The 18064-nt window shown below is 72.2% G+C and carries 22 protein-coding genes; 13 read left to right on the top strand and 9 right to left on the bottom strand.

What is annotated here, in order from left to right:
* Positions 1-9 precede the first annotated feature (9 nt).
* On the top strand, positions 10-1347 hold the full coding sequence (locus OG625_RS32575) for an aminotransferase class I/II-fold pyridoxal phosphate-dependent enzyme (protein ID WP_329388129.1): 1338 nt from the start codon (positions 10-12) through the stop codon (positions 1345-1347).
* Between the two features lie 132 nt (positions 1348-1479).
* Here the strand turns inward: OG625_RS32575 and OG625_RS32580 are convergent, their stop codons facing one another.
* On the bottom strand, positions 1480-2457 hold the full coding sequence (locus tag OG625_RS32580) for a DMT family transporter (protein WP_329388131.1): 978 nt from the start codon (positions 2455-2457) through the stop codon (positions 1480-1482).
* Between the two features lie 73 nt (positions 2458-2530).
* Between OG625_RS32580 and OG625_RS32585 the strand changes: the two genes are divergently transcribed.
* Complete coding sequence (locus OG625_RS32585) at positions 2531-3433, top strand: LysR family transcriptional regulator (RefSeq protein ID WP_329388133.1); 903 nt, start codon at positions 2531-2533, stop codon at positions 3431-3433.
* 27 nt (positions 3434-3460) lie between these two features.
* Here OG625_RS32585 and OG625_RS32590 read toward each other — a convergent pair whose 3' ends face one another.
* Entirely contained in the window at positions 3461-3934 is a 474-nt protein-coding gene (locus OG625_RS32590) for a pyridoxamine 5'-phosphate oxidase family protein (protein ID WP_329388135.1), read from the bottom strand.
* Between the two features lie 76 nt (positions 3935-4010).
* On the opposite strand from OG625_RS32590, the gene OG625_RS32595 reads away from it, so the two are divergent.
* From OG625_RS32595 to OG625_RS32630, 8 genes are all read left to right on the top strand, one after another.
* Positions 4011-4625 carry a cysteine hydrolase gene (locus tag OG625_RS32595; protein WP_329388137.1) on the top strand — a complete coding sequence of 205 codons (615 nt, stop codon included), beginning with the start codon at positions 4011-4013 and terminating at the stop codon, positions 4623-4625.
* Positions 4626-4643: 18 nt separating this feature from the next.
* Entirely contained in the window at positions 4644-5483 is an 840-nt protein-coding gene (locus tag OG625_RS32600; protein WP_329388139.1) for a HipA family kinase, read from the top strand.
* Entirely contained in the window at positions 5480-5863 is a 384-nt protein-coding gene (locus OG625_RS32605) for a DUF3037 domain-containing protein (RefSeq protein WP_329388140.1), read from the top strand. Before OG625_RS32600 ends, OG625_RS32605 begins: the two co-directional genes overlap by 4 nt.
* Positions 5864-6130: 267 nt before the next feature.
* On the top strand, positions 6131-6892 hold the full coding sequence (fabG, locus tag OG625_RS32610) for a 3-oxoacyl-ACP reductase FabG (protein ID WP_329388142.1): 762 nt from the start codon (positions 6131-6133) through the stop codon (positions 6890-6892).
* A 29-nt stretch (positions 6893-6921) separates the two neighbouring features.
* Positions 6922-7683: an SDR family oxidoreductase gene (locus OG625_RS32615; RefSeq protein WP_329388144.1), complete on the top strand. Its 762-nt coding sequence runs from the start codon at positions 6922-6924 to the stop codon at positions 7681-7683.
* A gap of 152 nt (positions 7684-7835) precedes the next feature.
* Entirely contained in the window at positions 7836-9419 is a 1584-nt protein-coding gene (locus tag OG625_RS32620; protein WP_329388146.1) for an ABC transporter substrate-binding protein, read from the top strand.
* Positions 9420-9530: 111 nt separating this feature from the next.
* On the top strand, positions 9531-10199 hold the full coding sequence (locus OG625_RS32625; RefSeq protein WP_329391161.1) for a uracil-DNA glycosylase: 669 nt from the start codon (positions 9531-9533) through the stop codon (positions 10197-10199).
* 95 nt (positions 10200-10294) lie between these two features.
* The gene (locus OG625_RS32630) at positions 10295-10792 is read left to right on the top strand and encodes a hypothetical protein (protein WP_329391163.1); all 498 of its coding nucleotides are present in this window, start codon (positions 10295-10297) and stop codon (positions 10790-10792) included.
* Positions 10793-10853: 61 nt separating this feature from the next.
* Here OG625_RS32630 and OG625_RS32635 read toward each other — a convergent pair whose 3' ends face one another.
* Both OG625_RS32635 and OG625_RS32640 read right to left on the bottom strand, forming a co-directional pair.
* Positions 10854-11369 carry a hypothetical protein gene (locus tag OG625_RS32635; protein ID WP_329388148.1) on the bottom strand — a complete coding sequence of 172 codons (516 nt, stop codon included), beginning with the start codon at positions 11367-11369 and terminating at the stop codon, positions 10854-10856.
* Positions 11370-11460: 91 nt separating this feature from the next.
* Positions 11461-11982, bottom strand: a complete 522-nt coding sequence (locus OG625_RS32640; RefSeq protein ID WP_329388150.1) for a DinB family protein — start codon at positions 11980-11982, stop codon at positions 11461-11463.
* An 84-nt stretch (positions 11983-12066) separates the two neighbouring features.
* Between OG625_RS32640 and OG625_RS32645 the strand changes: the two genes are divergently transcribed.
* On the top strand, positions 12067-12972 hold the full coding sequence (locus OG625_RS32645; protein ID WP_329388152.1) for a Gfo/Idh/MocA family protein: 906 nt from the start codon (positions 12067-12069) through the stop codon (positions 12970-12972).
* Here OG625_RS32645 and lnt read toward each other — a convergent pair.
* From lnt to OG625_RS32670, 5 genes are all read right to left on the bottom strand, one after another.
* A complete protein-coding gene (gene lnt / locus OG625_RS32650; protein ID WP_329388154.1) occupies positions 12917-14488 on the bottom strand; it encodes an apolipoprotein N-acyltransferase in 1572 nt (523 codons plus the stop codon). The genes OG625_RS32645 and lnt overlap by 56 nt on opposite strands.
* A gap of 27 nt (positions 14489-14515) precedes the next feature.
* Positions 14516-14983, bottom strand: a complete 468-nt coding sequence (locus tag OG625_RS32655; RefSeq protein WP_329388156.1) for a nuclear transport factor 2 family protein — start codon at positions 14981-14983, stop codon at positions 14516-14518.
* 69 nt (positions 14984-15052) lie between these two features.
* Positions 15053-15229, bottom strand: a complete 177-nt coding sequence (locus OG625_RS32660; RefSeq protein WP_329388158.1) for a hypothetical protein — start codon at positions 15227-15229, stop codon at positions 15053-15055.
* Between the two features lie 138 nt (positions 15230-15367).
* Positions 15368-16246 (bottom strand): undecaprenyl-diphosphate phosphatase, encoded by an 879-nt coding sequence (locus OG625_RS32665; protein WP_329388160.1) that lies wholly within the window; start codon positions 16244-16246, stop codon positions 15368-15370.
* A 48-nt stretch (positions 16247-16294) separates the two neighbouring features.
* Positions 16295-17023: a TVP38/TMEM64 family protein gene (locus OG625_RS32670; protein WP_329388163.1), complete on the bottom strand. Its 729-nt coding sequence runs from the start codon at positions 17021-17023 to the stop codon at positions 16295-16297.
* Between the two features lie 49 nt (positions 17024-17072).
* Between OG625_RS32670 and OG625_RS32675 the strand changes: the two genes are divergently transcribed.
* A complete protein-coding gene (locus tag OG625_RS32675) occupies positions 17073-17789 on the top strand; it encodes a DNA alkylation repair protein (RefSeq protein WP_329388165.1) in 717 nt (238 codons plus the stop codon).
* Between the two features lie 52 nt (positions 17790-17841).
* Positions 17842-17985, top strand: a complete 144-nt coding sequence (locus OG625_RS32680; RefSeq protein ID WP_329388167.1) for a hypothetical protein — start codon at positions 17842-17844, stop codon at positions 17983-17985.
* Positions 17986-18064: the final 79 nt, after the last annotated feature.

The raw sequence follows: 18064 nt of genomic DNA on the forward strand, positions 1-18064 counted from the left end.
ATGGGGTTTATGCTAGGAGATTATCGGATCGAAGGGCGCCGCGCATCGGATATCGCGGCCAGCGTCGAGGCGGGCGTGGGATCGGGCGTGCTCGCGCCGGGGTCACTGTTGCCGCCGATGCGGGAGCTGGCGCGTGAGCTCGGGGTGAACCCCAACACCGTCGCGGCCGCGTACCGGACGCTGCGCGAGCGCGGGGTCATCGAGACCGACGGGCGGCGCGGCAGCCGGGTGCGGGCCCGCCCGTCGAGCGCGCCCCGGGACGTGCTGCCGATGGCGGTGCCGGCGGGCGTACGGGACCTGACCGCGGGCAACCCGGACGTGTCACTGCTCCCCGCGCTGGACGGGTCCCTGGCCGCCGCAGCCCGGCGGTACGCGCAGGCGCCGACCCTCTACGGGGAGGACCCGGTGGTGCCGGAGCTCGCGCGCCTGGCCAGGGCGGACCTCGACGCCGACGGGGTTCCGGCCGGGCCCGTGGCGGTGACCTCGGGTGCGCTGGACGGGATCGAACGGGTGCTGGCGGCGCACCTGCGGCCGGGGGACGCCGTGGCGGTCGAGGATCCGGGCTGGGTGGCGGCGCTGGACCTGGTCGCCGCGCTGGGCCTGCGGGTGCTGCCGGTCTCCGTGGACGACGACGGGCCGGAGGCGGACGCGGTGGCCCGGGCGCTGGCGGCCGGGGCGCGGGCGCTGGTGGTCACCTCGCGTGCGCAGAACCCGACGGGCGCGGTGGTGAGCGCGGATCGGGCGGAGGAGCTGCGGGCGCTGCTGGCCGGGTACCCGGAGGTGCTGGTGATCGACGACGACCACGGCCACGGGATCGTCGACCTGCCGTTGCAGTGCCTCGGCGGGGTGACCCGGCACTGGGCGCTGGTGCGGTCCACGGCGAAGGCGTACGGGCCGGACCTGCGGCTGGCGGTGCTCACGGGGGACGCGGTGACGCTGGACCGGGTGCGCGGGCGGCAGCGGCTGGGGCCGGGGTGGGTGAGCCGACTGCTCCAGTACGCGGTGGTGGAGCTGTGGACCTCGCACGCGGTGGACCGGGCGGCGGTGGCCCGCGCCTACGACGAGCGGCGGGACGCGCTGATCGCGGCGCTGCGGGAGCGGGGGGTGCGGGCGCACGGGCGGAGCGGGCTGAACGTGTGGGTGCCGGTTGCCGTGGCCGGCGAGACCGCGGTGGTGGCGGGGCTGCTGGGGGCGGGGTGGGCCGTGGGTTCGGGCTCCCGCCACCGGGTGGAGTCCGGGCCTGGCGTCCGGCTGACGGTCTCGACGCTGTCGGTGGCGGAGGTTCCGGCGCTGGCGGACGCCGTTGCGGGGGCGGTCCGCCCGTCGGGGGGCGGTCTCCGGGTCTGACCGTGGGTCCTCCGCCCCGCCGCCTCCTGGGGCTCCGCCCCAGACCGCGCTCCTCAAACGCCGGAGGGGCTGGGGGTGCGCCTCAGACGCCGGAGGGGCTGGGGGTGGGCCCGCCGGGGGGCCCACCAGGGGTCAGGCGGGCCGTCGGGCCCCGGGGCGGGTTTGGGTGAGGGCGGCGCCCGCCAGGATGATCGCGGCGCCCACCGGGGTGTTCCAGTGGAGCTGTTCGCCCAGGACCAGGACGCCCGCCGTGGTGGCCACGACCGGGATGAAGTAGGTGACCATCTGCGCGGTGGTCGGGCCGACCTCCGTCACCAGGCCGTACTGCATCTGCAGGGCCATGCCCGTACCGAGGGCGCCCAGGGCGATCACCGACAGGGTCGGCCAGAGCGGGAACGAGGTCGGGGCCGTCGTGAACAGGGCGCTGACCAGGGTGAGCTGGAGGGTGGAGAAGATGAGCTGGCCGCCGGTCAGGGCCACTGGGGAGCCCGGGGTGCCGGCCAGCGTGCGGCGGACGTAGATCCAGCCGATCGGGTAGCAGAGCGCGGCCAGCAGGGCGTACGCGGTGCCCTTGGCGTCAATGCCGGAGAAGCCCTGCCAGGCGCCGAGCACCGTGAGGACGCCCAGGAAGCCCAGGCCCAGGCCCGCGAAGCGGCGGCGGGTGGGGCGGTCCTCGGACAGGGCGACCAGCGAGAGCGCCATCCCCCACAGCGGGGACGTGGCGTTGCAGATGCCGGCCAGGCCGGACGGGATGCTCAGCTCCGCGTACGCGAACAGCGAGAAGGGGACCGTGTTGAGCAGGAGCGCCGCCACGCCGAGGTGACCCCAGGTGCGCAGACCCCGGGGGAGCGGCTCCCGGCGTACCAGCAGGACGGCGAGGAGGGCGAGCGCGCCGAACAGGACCCTGCCCAGCGCCACCTGGAAGGGCGCGTAGGCCTCCGTACCGACCTTGATCAGGAGGAAGCTGAAGCCCCAGACGACCGAGAGGATCGCGAAGCGGACCCGCCAGTCGAGGAGGCGGACCCGGCTGACTGCGGCGGTGGTGGTCGCGGAGGCGGCGGTGGTGGAGAGGGTGGAGAGGGTGGGCCGCGGGGTGGTGGGTGCGCTCATGCGCTTACTGTGCGCGTCTCGACTTCGTAGGACAAGCGAGACTTCGTGTGGGTGAAGGCGTAGCATCGCTTACATGTTGAACCTGGAGCGCCTGCGCACCCTGGACGCCCTCGCCCGCCACGGTTCGGTCAGCGGCGCGGCCGACGGGCTCCACGTCACCACCTCCGCCGTATCCCAGCAGATGGCCAAGTTGGAGCGGGAGATCGGCCAGCCGCTGCTCGCCAAGAACGGTCGCGGGGTCCGGCTCACCGACGCCGGGCGGCTGCTCGCCGACCATGCGGCGCGGATCATCTCCCAGGTGGAGCTCGCCCAGGCCGACGTCGAGGCCCAACGGGGCTGCGCCGTCGGCGAGCTGCGGATCGGCGCCTTCGCGACCGCCATGCGCGGGCTGCTGCCCCAGGCCTTGGCCGCCCTGCGCGTGGGGCATCCGGAGCTACGGGTGCTGGTGCGCGAGCGGGAGCCGGAGGACAGCATGGCGGCGGTCGTCCGCGGGGACCTAGACCTGGCCCTCGCCATCGACTGGCACAACAAGCGCATGCCGGTGCCCGCCGAACTCACCCGGACCCACCTGCTGGACGACTCCGTCGACATCGCCGTCCCGGCCGGCCACCGGCTGGCCGACCGGGACCGGATCTCGCTGGCCGAATTCGCCGAGGACGACTGGATCTCTTGGAACGAGGGCCAGTTCTGCCACGAATGGCTGGTCTTCACCCTGCGTGGCACGGGAATCGAGCCGCGCATCACCCACATCGCCGAGGAGCACCACACCCAGCTCGCCTTCGTGGAGGCGGGGCTCGGTGTGTGCGTGGCGCCGAAGCTGGGCCGCGGCCCGGTGCCGCCGGGGGTCCGGCTGCTGCCGGTCTGCGACACCGTACGCCGCCACGTGTACGCGGTGTGGCGCGCGGACGCCGACCGGCGGCCCTCCATCCGCGCCGCCGTGGAGGCCCTGCGCGAGGCGGCCGCCGGGATCGGGTGAGCCGGCCGGATCCGAAAGGCGCGCGGCCTAGAGCTTGCGGAAGTCCCAGGAGACCACCGACTCCGGGGTGAGGCGGATCCAGGCGTGCCGGCCGTCGTGCGGCATCTCGTCGAGGCCGAAGTTCTTGGCCGGGAAGATCCGCTCGGCCTCGGCCAGTTCGGGGCAGGGCTCGCCGGTGCGGGGGGCCTCGCCCACGAAGACGGCGCTGCCGGACAGCTCCACCCCGCGCAGTTCGTCGTAGGCCTCGCCCGAGTCCACGACCACCGAGATCCGCGGGTCCTTGCGCAGGTCGGACCAGCGCCGGCTGCGCGTGATCGAGTACAGCCACAGCGAGGTGCCGTCCCACGCGAACCACAGGGCGCCCACGTGCGGGCGGCCGTCCGGGGAGACCGTTGCCACCCGGCAGGTCCGCTGTTCGCGCAGGAAGGCGTCCACCTCCGCGTCGCTCATCATGATGCGGCGGCCCCGCCGCTGTGCCGTTGCCGAGCGTGCCTCGTCCATCCGTCCCGCACCCCTTCACATCTGACTGTGTGTCAGGAATCATGCGGGCTGTTCGGTCGTCACGCCAGGGGGAGCCATGCCGGAACTCGATCCCGCCACCACCGCGCTGCTCACCGTCGAATGTCAGAACGGGGTCGTCGGCGAGGAGAGCGCCCTGCCCGAACTCGCCAAGGAGGCCCGGGACTCCGGAACGCTGGAGCGGGTCGCGGCACTCGCCGACGCCGCGCGCGGGGCCGGCGTGCAGGTGCTGCACGCGCTCGCCGAGCGGCGGCCGGACGGGCGCGGGGCGAACGCGAACGCGCGGCTGTTCCGGGCGGCGGGGAAGCTGCCCGTCCGCCAGCTGACCGGCAGCGCGGCCGTGGAGGTCGCCGCGCCCATCGTCGTGGCCGAACGGGACCTGGTGCTCCGCCGACTGCACGGGCTCTCCCCGATGGCCGGAACCGACCTCGACGCGCTGCTGCGGAACCTCGGTGTCCGCACCCTCGTCGTCACCGGGGTCTCCTCCAACATCGCCATCCCCAACACCGTCTTCGACGCCGTGAACCTCGGCTACCAGGTGGTCGTCCCGTCCGACGCCATCGCCGGTGTGCCCGCCTCCTGCACGGCCGAGGTGATCCGCAACTCCCTGGCGCTGGTCGCGACCATCACCACGACCGAAGCGCTGCTTAAGCAGTGGGCCCGCGCGAGCTGACCCCCGTAACCTGGGCGGATGCTGTCCGAAGTGATCGCGACCCGTTACGTCACGCCCCTGCGTGAGGGCGGCTCGCTCCCAGGAATCGTCGAGGCCGACGACCTCGGTACGTACGTCATGAAGTTCACCGGCGCCGGCCAGGGCCGCAAGACCCTGGTCGCCGAGGTCATCTGCGGGCGCCTCGCCCAGCGGCTGGGCCTGCGGGTCCCGCGGCTGGTGCAGATGCAGCTCGACCCCGTCATCGGGCTCGGCGAACCCGACCAGGAGGTCCAGGAGCTGCTCAAGGCCAGCGGCGGGCTCAACCTCGGCATGGACTACCTGCCCGGTTCGATCGGCTTCGACCCGCTCGCGTACCAGGTGGACCCGGTCGAGGCGGGGCGCGTCGTCTGGTTCGACGCCCTGATCAACAACGTCGACCGGTCCTGGCGGAACCCGAACATGCTGGTCTGGCACGGGGACGTCTGGCTCATCGACCACGGCGCCACCATGATCTGGCACCACAACTGGCCCACCGCCGCGGCTGCCGCCGCCAAGCCGTACAACGCCTCCGACCACGTACTCGCCCCCGTGGGCCCGGACATCGCGAGCGCGGCGGCCGCGCTCGCGCCGCTGGTCACCGAGGAGCTGCTCACCGAGGTCGCGGCCGACGTGCCCGACGAGTGGCTGGTCGACGAGCCGGGCTTTGACTCCACCGACGCGCTGCGCCGCGCCTATGTGGACGTGCTGCTGCCGCGTGCGGCCACGATCCACGAGAGGATCTCGATGGAGGCCGAGGTGAAGCCGCGGTCCGGACCGCCCGGCTGGCTCGCCGAACGCCTCGCCCCCCAGCCCCACCTGAAGAAGAGCGACAGCGAGTGATCAAGCGGGACGTGTTCGAGTACGCGCTGGTGCGCGTGGTGCCCCGGATGGAACGCGGCGAGTGTTTCAACGCCGGCGTGATCGTCTACTGCCGGGCGTACGGGTACGTCGCCGCGCGCACCCACCTCGACGAGGCGAAGCTGCTCGCGCTGGATCCGGAGGCGGATGTGGCCGGTGTGCGGGCTGCGCTGCGCGGGGTCGAGGGCGTATGCGTGGGCGGCGAAGCCGCCGGTCAGGCGCGGGATGATGATGCGGGGCGCCGCTTCCGCTGGCTGATCGCGCCGCGGAGCACTGTCGTGCAGCCGGGGCCCGTGCACACAGGCCTGACGGCCGACCCGGCGGCGGAGGTGGAGAGGCTGCTGGACCTGCTGGTGTGCTGACGCGCGGGTGCGGCGCCGTTGCCGGGGGCGCTGCCCCCGGACCCCCGCGCCTCAAACGCCGGCGGGGCTGATTGGTCGCCTCAAACGCCGGCGGGGCTGGATTGTGCCCGGCGGGGCTGGATCGGTCCCGGTGGGGTTGGTCCGCGCGGGGCTGGGGCCGGTCGGCGTTGACACGGAGTGTCAGGGCTCCTAGCGTCTCCTCAGCTGAAGCTACTAAGCGGTTGCTCACCTTTGGGCGGCCGCCTCTCAAGGGCGAGGAGATCCAGCATGTCCACCACCGAGCAGCGCGTCGCGATCGTGACCGGGGCGGCCCGGGGCATCGGCGCGGCCACCGCCGTACGCCTGGCCGCCGAGGGCCGGGCCGTCGCCGTACTCGACCTCGACGAGGCCGCCTGCAAGGACACCGTCGAGGCCATCACGGCGGCCGGCGGCAAGGCCCTGGCGGTCGGCTGTGACGTCTCCGACAGCGCCCAGGTGGAGGCGGCCGTCGAGCGCGTCGCGAGCGAGCTCGGCGCTCCGACCGTTCTGGTCAACAACGCGGGCGTGCTGCGCGACAACCTCCTCTTCAAGATGAGCGACACCGACTGGGACACGGTCATGAACGTGCACCTGCGCGGCGCGTTCCTGATGGCGAAGGCCTGTCAGAAGTACATGGTGGAGGCGAAGTTCGGCCGCATCGTGAACCTCTCCAGCAGCTCGGCCCTCGGCAACCGCGGCCAGGCCAACTACTCGGCCGCCAAGGCCGGCCTGCAGGGCTTCACCAAGACCCTGGCCATCGAACTCGGAAAGTTCGGCGTCACCGCCAACGCCGTCGCCCCCGGCTTCATCGCCACCGAGATGACCGCCCAGACCGCCGCCCGCGTCGGCATGGGCTTCGACGACTTCAAGGCCGCCGCCGCCACCCAGATCCCCGTCCAGCGCGTCGGCACCCCGGACGACATCGCCAACGCCATCGCCTTCTTCACGGGCGAGGCCGCCGGCTTCGTCTCCGGCCAGGTCCTGTACGTCGCCGGCGGCCCGCTCAACTGACCGGCTCACGAGAGGCAGGGGCGTACGGCATGACGTACGAAGGAACGGACAGTGGCAAGGTCGCGCTGATCACCGGCGCGAGCCGGGGCATCGGCTACGGCGTCGCCGAGGCGCTGGTCGCCCGCGGCGACCGGCTGTGCATCACCGGGCGCAACGAGGAGGCCCTCAAGGAGGCCGTCGAGCGGCTCGGCGCCGACCGGGTGATCGGGGTGGCCGGCAAGGCCCACGACGAGGAGCACCAGGCCGTCGCCGTCGAGCGGACGATGGAGGCCTTCGGCCGCGTCGACTTCCTGGTGAACAACGCCGGCACCAATCCGGTCTTCGGTCCGATCGCGGACCTGGACCTCGGGGTGGCGCGCAAGGTCTTCGAGACCAACGTGATCTCGGCGCTCGGCTTCGCCCAGCGGACCTGGCACGCCTGGCAGAAGGACAACGGCGGGGCGATCGTGAACATCGCCTCCATCGCCGGCGTCTCCGCCTCGCCCTTCATCGGGGCGTACGGGATGAGCAAGGCGGCGATGATCAACCTGACCCTCCAGCTCGCCCACGAGATGGCCCCCGGGGTCCGGGTCAACGCGATCGCTCCCGCGGTGGTCAAGACCAAGTTCGCGCAGGCGCTCTACGAGGGCCGCGAGCAGGAGGCCGCTGCCGCCTATCCGCTGGGCCGGCTCGGGGTCCCGGAGGACATCGGAGGGGCCGCGGCCTTCCTTACATCTGCACAAGCGGAATGGATCACAGGACAAACTCTGGTCGTTGACGGAGGAATGTTCCTGAATGCCGGAGTCCACTGACCGATAAGCGGACACATTTGCCTCTCAAGGGGAGGCAAATGCATACCGAATGTGCACGGAACCGGTCATGTGCCCCACGAAACCTACCCATTGGATTCGTGGGGCACTGCGGTAGGGTCTGCCGCACCCCTGGCTGATCGAGGAGCGTGCACGTGTTCATCCGGACCAGATGCCTGCAGATCACTGCGGCCCTTGCGTCCATATCCCTGCTCGCCGGATGCGGCCTGCTTTCGGACGACAAGGGCGACGGTGCCAAGCGAATCGTCGTCGGCACGACGAGCGCCCCGAGCACCCTCGATCCGGCCGCGGCGTGGGACGGCTCCTGGGAGCTGTACAGGAACGTCTACCAGACCCTGGTGGCCTTCCCCACGGGCTCCACCAAGCCCCAGCCGGACGCCGCCCAGAGCTGCGAGTTCACGGACGCGAAGAACGAGTCGTACCGCTGCACCCTGCGCAAGGGCCTGCAGTTCTCCAACGGAGAGCCGCTCGACGCCAAGGCGGTCAAGCACTCCCTGGACCGGATCAAGACCATCGGCTCCAAGGTCGGTCCCAAGGACCTCTTCGGCACGCTCGACAAGATCGAGACCCCGGACGCGCTCACGGTCGTCTTCCACCTGAACACGCCGGACGCCACCTTCCCGTTCGTCCTCGGCTCGCCCGCCGCCTCGCTGGTCGCGCCCAAGGAGTACCCGGCGGACAAGGTGCGGGAGGACGGCAAGGTCGTCGGCTCCGGCCCGTACGTGCTCGACTCGTACAAGGAGGCCGGCGAGGCCGTCCTCACCCGCAACGAGAGCTACAGCGGCTTCGCGAACCGCCGCAACTCCGGGGTGACCATCCGCTACTTCGCGGAGTCCCCGAAGATGATCGCCGCCCTCAAGGGCAAGGAGATCGACGCGATCTACCGAGGCCTGTCTGCCTCGGAGGTCCTGGACCTCCAGAGCCCCGCCTCGCACAGCCAGGGCGTCCAGGTCGTCCAGAACGTCGGCGCCGAGATCCGCTACCTGGTCTTCAACCCCAAGGACCCGGCCGTCGCCAAGCTCGCGGTCCGCCAGGCCATCGCCCAGGTGATCGACCGCGGCTCGCTCGTCTCCAAGGTCTACCAGGGCACCGCCGAACCGCTGTACTCGATGGTCCCCAAGGGGGTCGTGGGCCACAAGACGCCCTTCTACGACAAGTACGGCCCGGCGAACGTCGCCAACGCCAAGAAGATCCTCAAGGACGCCGGGATCACCCAGCCCGTCGACCTCACCTTCTGGTACACCACCGACCGCTACGGCGCCTCCACCGCCGACGAGTTCACCGAGCTCAAGCGCCAGCTGGACGAGAGCCTCCTCTTCAGGGTCAACCTGCGCAGCGCGCCCTGGAAGGCCTTCCAGGAGGGCTATAAGGGCCAGGAGTACCCGGTCTTCGGCCGTGGCTGGTTCCCCGACTTCCCGGACCCGGACAACTTCATCGCGCCGTTCGTCGGCAAGGAAAACGCGGTCGGCACCCCGTACGAGCCCGCCGAGATCCTGACCGAACTGCTGCCCAAGTCCCGCGGCGAGGGCGACCGCTCCGCCGGCTCCCCGCACTTCGAGCGGGCGCAGCAGATCTTCGCCGAGGACGTCCGACTGCTGCCGCTCTGGCAGGGCAAGCTGTACGTCGCCTCGCGCGAGGACATCGCGGGCGCCGAGCGGGCCCTGGACCCGCAGACCGTCATGCAGATGTGGGAGTTCTACCGCAAGACCAGCTGGTAGCGAGAGGTGCGCGTCGGCCGCCGGGACGGGCGGCCGACGCGTTGTCAGTGGCCACCGGTAAGTTCTTGATCAGTCGCAAGAACTTGTACCGGAGGTTGTGCCGTGACCCAGATGCTGCCCGAGTCCTGGCTTCCCGTCCTCGGCGGGGAGCTGGACCAGCCCTACTTCAAAGAGCTCACCGAGTTCGTCGAGAAGGAGCGGGCGAACGGGCCGGTCTACCCGCCCCGCGAGCAGGTCCTCGCGGCCCTAGAGGCCACTCCCTTCGACAAGGTGAAGGTCCTGGTCCTCGGCCAGGACCCGTACCACGGTGCGGGCCAGGGCCACGGCCTGTGCTTCTCCGTGCAGCCCGGCGTGAAGACCCCGCCCTCGCTGCGCAACATCTACAAGGAGATGAAGGAGGAGCTCGGTCTCCCCGTCCCCGACAACGGGTACCTGATGCCGTGGGCCGAGCAGGGCGTGCTCCTGCTCAACGCGGTGCTCACCGTCCGCGAGGCCGAGCCGAACTCGCACAAGGGCAAGGGCTGGGAGAAGTTCACCGACGCGGTGATCCGCGCGGTGTCCGAGCGCTCCGACCCGGCCGTCTTCGTGCTGTGGGGCGCCTACGCCCAGAAGAAGATCCCGCTCATCGACGAGGAGCGGCACGTGATCGTCAAGGGGGCCCACCCCTCCCCGCTCTCGGCCAAGAAGTTCTTCGGCTCCCGGCCCTTCACGCAGATCAACGAGGCCATCGCGGCCCAGGGGCATGAGCCGATCGACTGGCGGATCCCGGACCTCGGCTGACGCCACACCGCGCCTCGGCGGCATTGCCGGTGCCTCCGGCTAGCTTCTTGATGATCAGACCGGAGCAGGTCTGGCAGAGCAAGCCGGAGGCCGCCTTGACGGAGCAGCAGGAGGCGTCGGAGGACGCCGTCATGACCAGGATCGGCCAAGCGGTCATCCTGCTGCACGCCGGGGATCGCGAGGAGGCCCGCAACCGGCTCGGCGACATCTGGTCCGAGCTCGGCGAGGAGGGCGAATCCCTGCACCGGTGCACCCTCGCGCACTACATGGCCGACGCCCAGGACGATCCGGCCGACGAGCTGGCCTGGGACCTCAGGGCCCTGTCCGCGGCCGAGGCGCTGGGGGACGGGCCGCTGGTTCCCCGCGGGTTTTACCCGTCCCTGCACCTGAGCCTCGCGGACGACTACGTGAAACTGCGGCGGCCGGAGGCGGCCAGGGTGCACCTGGCCCGGGCCCGGGCGGCCGCCGCCGCGCTGGCCGACGACGGGTACGGAAACGGCGTACGGGCCGCCATCGCCCGATTGGAGCGGCGCCTGGCCGCGGAACCGGGGCCGGGGGCTGGGCCCCGGTCGTTCCCCGAGCAGTCCCCGTAGGGCCGCGGCCGCCGGCGCGGTCCGCGAGGTCGTCGTGGCCGCGGACGGCGCCGCGGGGCCGTCAGCCGCCCTGGACGCCCGCGCAGATACGGGCCTCCGGACTGTCCGGATCCCAGCGGCCGTGCCGCCGGCCCAGCGCGCACACGTCGGCCGGCCGCACCGGCAGGTCACGCATCAGCTCGCGCTCGACCTTCGCATCGGGCCGCGAGGGGTGCGGGCGGCCGCCGCCCGCCTGCCCGGGGGCGTCCTCGGCGGGCTTGCGCGGCTCCGGGATGTCGGGGACCGGGGGCGGGGCCTGTGCGCTCCGCCGCGGGGACACGGGGGCGGCGGCGGGCGCGGGGGCCGAGGGCGGCGCGGACGGCACGGGGGCCGCCTTGAGCGCCTCCAGCGCGGGCGCCTGGACGACCACCGGGGAGGCTCCGGGCCCGCCGCGCGGCTCGTGGTGCGGCGCCGGCCCCGAGGCGGGGCCGGCGGCCGGCGTCATGGGCGCGGGGCTCACGTTCACACATCCGGAGACGGCCGAGACGGCGCAGGCGACTCCGAGCAGCAGCGTTGTCGTGGTTCGGGTTGGATGCACTCACGCAACTCTGGTGGGGCGAGGACCGCGTTGTGAAACCCGGAGGCCATATTCACCCCGCACGGGTGACGGATCGTGGGGTGTCCGGCCCCTACTCGCCGGTCGTGCCGTCGATGTGCTCGCGCAGCAGGTCGGCATGGCCGTTGTGGCGCGCGTACTCCTCGATCATGTGGGTGTAGACCCAGCGCAGGCTGAACGCCTCACCGCGCCGGTGGCTCGCGGGATCCGACATCAGGTCGAGCGGGCGGCCCGCCGCGGACTGCCGGGCGAGTTCGACCTCGGTCTGCCAGACCTGCTCCGCCTCGGCCCAGGTGTCCCGGTCGGTGTAGTGGAAGTCGCCGTCCACGTTCTCGTGCGTGGAGTACAGGTCGGCGAGGTCCTCGCCCAGCATGATCTCCCGGAACCAGTACCGCTCCACCTCCGCCATGTGCCGCACGAGGCCCAGCAGGCTCAGTTCGGAGGGCTTGAGCGGGGTGAGGCGCAGTTGCCCGTCCGTCAGCCCCGCGCACTTCCAGGCGAGGGTGGCGCGGTGGTAGTCGAGCCAGCCGTCGAGCATCTCCCGCTCGTCGGCGTTGGTGGCGGGTTCGGGGCGGTGGCTTCCATCGATGGTCATCTTCCTATCCTGGTCGAACGGGGGCCCCGTCACCAGGGATTAAGCTGCTGGCATCCCACAAGGAACCACACCTGGAGGCGCCCGGTGAAGGTCGGCTGCATCGGACTCGGCGACATCGCGCAGAAGGCGTACCTGCCCGTGCTCACCACCCGGCCCGGGATCGAGCTGCACCTGCAGACCCGTACCCCCGCGACCCTGGACCGGGTCGGCGAGATCCACCACGTCCCGGCCGGGCGCCGGCACACCGACCTCGACGCGCTGCTCGCCGAGGGCCTCGACGCCGCCTTCGTGCACGCCCCGACCACCGCCCACCCCGAGATCGTCGAGCGCCTGCTGGAGGCGGGCGTGCCGACGTACGTGGACAAGCCGCTCGCCTACGAGCTCGCCGACTCGACGAGGCTCGTGGAGCTGGCGGAGGAGCGCGGGGTCTCGCTCGCCGTCGGCTTCAACCGCCGCCACGCGCCCGGGTACGCGCAGTGCGCCGAGCACCCGCGCGAGCTGATCGTCATGCAGAAGAACCGGGTCGGGCTGCCCGAGGACCCGCGCACCCTGGTGCTGGACGACTTCATCCACGTCGTCGACACCCTGCGCTTCCTGCTGCCCGGCGAAGCGGACCACGTCGACGTCCGGGCCGTGGTGCGCGAGGGGCTGATGCACCAGGTGGTGCTCCAGATGTCCGGCGCCGGTTTCACCGCGCTCGGGATCATGAACCGGCTCTCCGGTTCCACCGAGGAGGTCCTGGAGGTGTCCGGACAGGACACCAAGCGGCAGGTCGTGAACCTCGCCGAGGTCATCGACCACAAGGGGCAGCCGACCGTCCGGCGCCGCGGGGACTGGGTGTCCGTCGCCCGCCAGCGCGGCATCGAGCAGGTCGTGGACCACTTCATGGAGGCCGTGGCGGCGGGCAAGACGCTCAGCGCCCGGGACGCGCTGCTCACCCACGAGCTGTGCGAGCGGGTGGTGAACTCGGCTCTGGAGCAGGCCTCCTGAGCGACCGGGCGCCCTGCACCGCGCAGTACGCGACGAGGGCGGCGAGGGCCGCGCCCACCGCCCAGTCCCCGAAGCGGACGTAGAGGGTGCTGCCGGTGGCCAGCGGCACCTCGTACACCGCCGCCGTGCTCGCGGAGGTGGGCAGCGCCGGGCCGATCCGCTCGCCGGAGGGCCCGTGCACCACGCTGACGCCCGTGAGCGTGGCGTGCACCATCGGGCGGCCGTCCTCCGCCGCCCGCAGCGCGGCGAGCGAAGCGTGCTGGCCCGGGGCCCAACTGTCCTGGAAGGTGGAGGTCGCCGACTGGGCGACGAGCAGGGACGCCCCGTCGCGGGTGAGGCGCCGGCTCATGTCGGGGAAGGCCGACTCGAAGCACACCAGGGGCCCGACGCGGACACCGCCCGGAAGGTCCATGACCACGGGGGCCCCGCCGCGCATGCGGTCCTCGCCGGCGGCCCGGCCCACCGAGGTGACCCAGCCGAGCACGGCGCGGGCCGGCACGTACTCCCCGAAGGGGACCAGCCGCATCTTGTCGTAGCGGTCGCCCGTGGGCCCCTGGGGGCCCATGAGCACCGACGACTTGTAGATGCCCGGCCGGTCCGCTCCGCGCGCGTCCACATTGACCAGCAGCGGGGCCCCGGTCTGCGCCGACAGGGCCGCGAGCCGCCGGGCCAGGTCGGGCCGGGCCGTCAGGTCCGCCCCGACGCTGCTCTCGCCCCACACCACCAGATCCGGCCGCTGCCCGGCCAGCGTCCGCGTGAGCCGTTCTCCGGCGGCGAACCGCCGCTCCGCGCTGTCGGGGCCGTCCGCCACCGGGCCCGGCTGTACGACGGCCACGCGCAGCCGGCCCGACACCTCGGGCCGCTCCGCCCACAGCCACACCGCACCCGTCAGCACCGCACACCCCGTCACCCCGGCCACCGCCGGGATCCGCGCTCCTGGCGCCGCCAGCAGCAGCACCAGCGCGCAGTTCACCGCCACCACCAGCAGGCTCACCAGCCACACCCCGCCCACCGAGGCCAGCCGCAGCGCGGGCGGCACCTGCCACTGGCTCGCCCCCAGCAGCCCCCACGGCCCGCCCAGCCCCTGCCAGGACCGGGCCAGCTCCGACAGCAGCCACCCCGCCGGCACGAGGACCAGCCCGGCGGCCGCCCGGCCCGCCGCCGGGCGCCCGCCCAGCAACTCCCGCACGAGCAGCGCCCAGGGGATCCAGAACAGGCCCAGCAGAGCGGCCACCAGCACCAGGAAGACGTGCAGGCTGGGCAGCAGCCAGTGGTGGACGGCCACGATGAAACCGGCGCCGCCGAGCCACCCCTCCAGCGCCGCCCGCCGGCCGGTGGGGGCCGACCTCAGCAGCAGCATCCAGGGCACGAGGGCGACGTACGCGAACCACCAGAGCGCCGGGGCGGGGAAGGCGAGGGCGGGCAGCGCGCCGGCGCCGACCGCGGCCGGTGCGCGCCACCCGAGGGACCGCCCGAGGGACCGTCGGGGGAACCACCCATTCCGTACCGAGAGCATGGGGCGCCTCCGCTTCCAGTGTGGCAGTCAGGCCGATATGTGCCGCCACTTCTCGTGCACGGTCACCCGGGTCAGCCGCCAGCCCTCGTAGGTGCGGGCGAGCGCGAAGGAGTAACGGCCGGCGGCCACGAAATTCGGTGCGGTCACCGTCCCGTCGAACTCGCTCCCGGCGAGCCGCATCGGATTGAGGAAGTCCGCGCGGACCTCGGCCGTGTCACCGGGCGAACCGCCCTCGTCCGCCAGCCGGATCAGCCGGTTGACGATGAGGTGCTGGCGTACGGGGAAGAGCTTCATGGTCTCCGCGAGCCAGTCCGCGACCTCCCCGGCCGGACCCTCCATCCCGCCCGCCGAGCTGTAGTCCGCCCGCCCGGCAGGGGCGAACAGGGCCCGGTACCCCTCCCAGTCGCCGTCGTCGACGGCCACCGCGTACCCCGAGACCACCTCGTCGATCGCCAGCCGGTCCATCACCGTCGCCAGGTCCACACGCTGAGTCATCGGGACAGTGTGGGGGCGCGGGGCCCCGAGTCCAAGGGGTGTGCGCCGACCGGATCTCCGTACGGGCGGTCAGTGACCGGAATGGGCCTCCCGCTGGCGGACCACGACGAGGAACGCGTCACTGTCGAGGTCCATCACCACCTCGGCCGGCACCCCCTCCCGCAACCGCTGCGCCGCGTACTCCTCGGCGGGCCAGCTTCCCCGCGGACTTCCGGCCGGAAACCGCTCCAGCACCACTCGACCCATGGGACACCCCCTGCTGCTTGCCTTCGACCCTCTCCAGGCACAACGACGCGCAGGCCGCCCGGGAACGTTCCCGAGCGGCCTGCGGTTCACGCGAAGCGGTGAGAAGAGCGGTGCCAATAGCGGTGAGACGAGCTGGTCCTAGCTGCCGGACTCGCCGGCGTGCGGGCTCAGCACGCCCATGCCGACCAGGATGAACAGGGCGATGCCCAGCAGGATCCGGTAGATCACGAACGGCATGAAGCTCTTCGTGGAGATGAACTTCATGAACCACGCGATGACCGCGTACCCGACGAAGAAGGCCAGGACCGTCGCGAAGATCGTCTGACTCCAGGCGATGTGACCCGGGTTCTCGATCACGTCCTTGATCTCGAACAGGCCGGAGGCCAGCACCGCCGGGATGGCGAGGAGGAAGGAGTACCGGGCCGCCGCCTCGCGGGTGAAGCCCAGCAGCAGACCACCGGAGATCGTCGCACCGGAGCGGGAGACACCGGGGATCAGGGCCATCGCCTGGCAGAGACCGAAGATCAGGCCGTCCTTGACGCCCAGCTCCTTGAGCGTCTTGCGCTCACGGATGGCGCGGTGCCGACCACCCTCCTCGTCGCGCGCGGCCAGCCGGTCCGCGATGCCGAGCACGATGCCCATCACGATGAGGGTGGTGGCGATCAGCCGAAGATCGCGGAACGGGCCCTCGATCTGCTCCTTGAACGCGAGGCCGAGGATGCCGATCGGAAGCGAGCCGACGATCACCAGCCAGCCCATCTTGGCGTCCTGCTCGGAGCGCAGCTCCTTGGTGTACAGCGACCGGACCCAGGTGGAGACGATCCGCGCGATGTCCTTGCGGAAGTAGATCAGCACAGCCGCCTCGGTGCCGATCTGCGTGATGGCGGTGAAGGCCGCGCCCGGGTCCTGCCAGCCGGCGAACGCCGCGGTCAGCCGCAGGTGGGCGCTGGAGGAGATCGGGAGAAACTCCGTAAGCCCCTGGACGAGACCGAGGATTAGGGATTCGAACCAGCTCATGTCGGGGTGCGCTCGTCCTTGTGATCGTCGGGCAGTTCGCGTCCGATGCTAGGGCCCGTGCGGAGCGGCGGTGACCACTGGGGGGTGCTGGGGCGTCAACTCGTGCGCCGCTTCCTGGATCCGGGGCGGTGCCAGATGGTGCCTCTTGCGCCAGGCCACCACTCCGGCACCCACGACCGAGACCACGATGAAGCCGAACGAGACGAGGAAAGCGGGCGATCCGGGGGAGGAGGCGCTGGCGCCCGCGATCACGTACGCCGCGGTGTTGGGGACCACCCCGATCGCCGTGGCGAGCAGGAAGGGCAGCCAGCCGCAGCGGGACACCGCCGCGCAGTAGTTGGCCACCACGAACGGCAGCCCGGGGAAGATGCGGACGGCGAGCATCGAGCGGAAGCCGTGCCGGCTGAGCTGGCCGTCCGCCGCGTGGAGCCAGCGGCCGCGCAGCAGCGGGCGCAGCGCCTCCTGGCCCAGCGCCCGGCCGAGGCCGAAGGAGATCGCGCCGCCGAGGACCGTGCCCGCGACCGCCGCGAGCAGGCCCGCCTGGCTGCCGAAGACGGCTCCGGCGGCGAGATTGAGCAGGGGGCGCGGCACGAAGGCCGCCGTGCACACCCCGTAAGCGGCCGCGAACAGCAGCACCGCCGTCCCCATCGGGAGCCCCGGCGGCCAGCCCTCCGAGAGCAGGCGCTGGGGCTCGTACAGGAGCACGCAGACGCCGGCCGCCGCGAGCAGCACGACGAGCAGCGACAGCCGGGCCCACGGCGCGAGGAGGAGGGACATCCCGGGAGACTAACCGACCTGTGCGGATTCGCGCCGTAATCTGTGCCTCATGCTGTCGAACGACACGCGACCCCCGAGGGTTCCCCACAGCGCCCTCGCGGACACCCTCCTGGAGCGGCTGACAGGCACGTACGCGCAGGCCGCCGATCCCGTGCGGGCCGATGCCATGGCCGCGTACATGAAGGACGTCGCGCCCTTCCTCGGCATCCCCACCCCGCAGCGCCGCGAACTGTCGAAGGTGGTGACCAAGGACACGCCCCGGCCCGCCGAATCCGACTGCGCGGCGCTCGCACTGCGCTGCTGGCGGCTCCCGGAGCGCGAGTACCACTACTTCGCGGTCGACTACCTGCGCCGCCACGTCTCCCGCTGCTCCTCCGGCTTCCTGCCCGTCGTGCGGCACCTGGTCGTCACCGTCCCCTGGTGGGACACCGTGGACCTGCTGGCCGCGCACACCGTCGGCCCGCTGGTGGCCGCCGACCCGGCGCCGGCGGCCGTGATGGACGAGTGGATCGAGGACGAGGACCTCTGGCTCGCCCGCACGGCCCTGCTGCACCAGCTCCGCTACAAGGGCGCCACCGACGCCGACCGGCTCTTCGCCCACTGCCGCCGGCAGGCCGGGCACCCCGACTTCTTCCTGCGCAAGGCCATCGGCTGGGCCCTGCGCGAGTACGCGAAGACGGACCCCGGGGCGGTCCGCGCCTTCGTCGAGGCCGAACGGGGCTCCCTGTCACCGCTGTCGGTGCGCGAAGCACTCAAGAACCTCTGAGCGCGGCGAAATTCATTCGACGGGCCCGCCCGGGACCGGCAGGATCAGGGACATGTCCAGGCACGCCTTCCCCGCAGAGCCGTCCGCAGTCGCGGACGTGCCGAAGGCTGCCGCATTCACCTTCGCCGCAGCGGTGTTCGCCGCACAGGCCTTTGCCGCAGCGGCCTTCGCCGCATTCGACGGCGCACGAAGCTGACCCTTCCCGGATCGTCCGGCGGACCCCGCAGGGGGAGGGTCGGCTCGGCTCAGGGGTCCCGTTCCAGCTTCCAGCACAC

The sequence above is a fragment of the Streptomyces sp. NBC_01351 genome, from assembly GCF_036237315.1.
In the GTDB taxonomy this organism is placed as follows: domain Bacteria; phylum Actinomycetota; class Actinomycetes; order Streptomycetales; family Streptomycetaceae; genus Streptomyces.

Coding starts and splice junctions, on each gene's coding strand:
- OG625_RS32655 (WP_329388156.1), bottom strand. CDS start 14,983: ATGACTCAGCGTGTGGACCTGGCGACGGTGATGGACCGGCTGGCGATC.
- OG625_RS32680 (WP_329388167.1), top strand. CDS start 17,842: ATGTCCAGGCACGCCTTCCCCGCAGAGCCGTCCGCAGTCGCGGACGTG.
- lnt (WP_329388154.1), bottom strand. CDS start 14,488: ATGCTCTCGGTACGGAATGGGTGGTTCCCCCGACGGTCCCTCGGGCGG.
- OG625_RS32585 (WP_329388133.1), top strand. CDS start 2,531: ATGTTGAACCTGGAGCGCCTGCGCACCCTGGACGCCCTCGCCCGCCAC.
- OG625_RS32600 (WP_329388139.1), top strand. CDS start 4,644: ATGCTGTCCGAAGTGATCGCGACCCGTTACGTCACGCCCCTGCGTGAG.
- OG625_RS32640 (WP_329388150.1), bottom strand. CDS start 11,982: ATGACCATCGATGGAAGCCACCGCCCCGAACCCGCCACCAACGCCGAC.
- OG625_RS32590 (WP_329388135.1), bottom strand. CDS start 3,934: ATGGACGAGGCACGCTCGGCAACGGCACAGCGGCGGGGCCGCCGCATC.
- OG625_RS32660 (WP_329388158.1), bottom strand. CDS start 15,229: ATGGGTCGAGTGGTGCTGGAGCGGTTTCCGGCCGGAAGTCCGCGGGGA.
- OG625_RS32665 (WP_329388160.1), bottom strand. CDS start 16,246: ATGAGCTGGTTCGAATCCCTAATCCTCGGTCTCGTCCAGGGGCTTACG.
- OG625_RS32675 (WP_329388165.1), top strand. CDS start 17,073: ATGCTGTCGAACGACACGCGACCCCCGAGGGTTCCCCACAGCGCCCTC.
- OG625_RS32575 (WP_329388129.1), top strand. CDS start 10: ATGCTAGGAGATTATCGGATCGAAGGGCGCCGCGCATCGGATATCGCG.
- OG625_RS32615 (WP_329388144.1), top strand. CDS start 6,922: ATGACGTACGAAGGAACGGACAGTGGCAAGGTCGCGCTGATCACCGGC.
- OG625_RS32595 (WP_329388137.1), top strand. CDS start 4,011: ATGCCGGAACTCGATCCCGCCACCACCGCGCTGCTCACCGTCGAATGT.
- OG625_RS32580 (WP_329388131.1), bottom strand. CDS start 2,457: ATGAGCGCACCCACCACCCCGCGGCCCACCCTCTCCACCCTCTCCACC.
- fabG (WP_329388142.1), top strand. CDS start 6,131: ATGTCCACCACCGAGCAGCGCGTCGCGATCGTGACCGGGGCGGCCCGG.
- OG625_RS32670 (WP_329388163.1), bottom strand. CDS start 17,023: ATGTCCCTCCTCCTCGCGCCGTGGGCCCGGCTGTCGCTGCTCGTCGTG.
- OG625_RS32625 (WP_329391161.1), top strand. CDS start 9,531: ATGCTGCCCGAGTCCTGGCTTCCCGTCCTCGGCGGGGAGCTGGACCAG.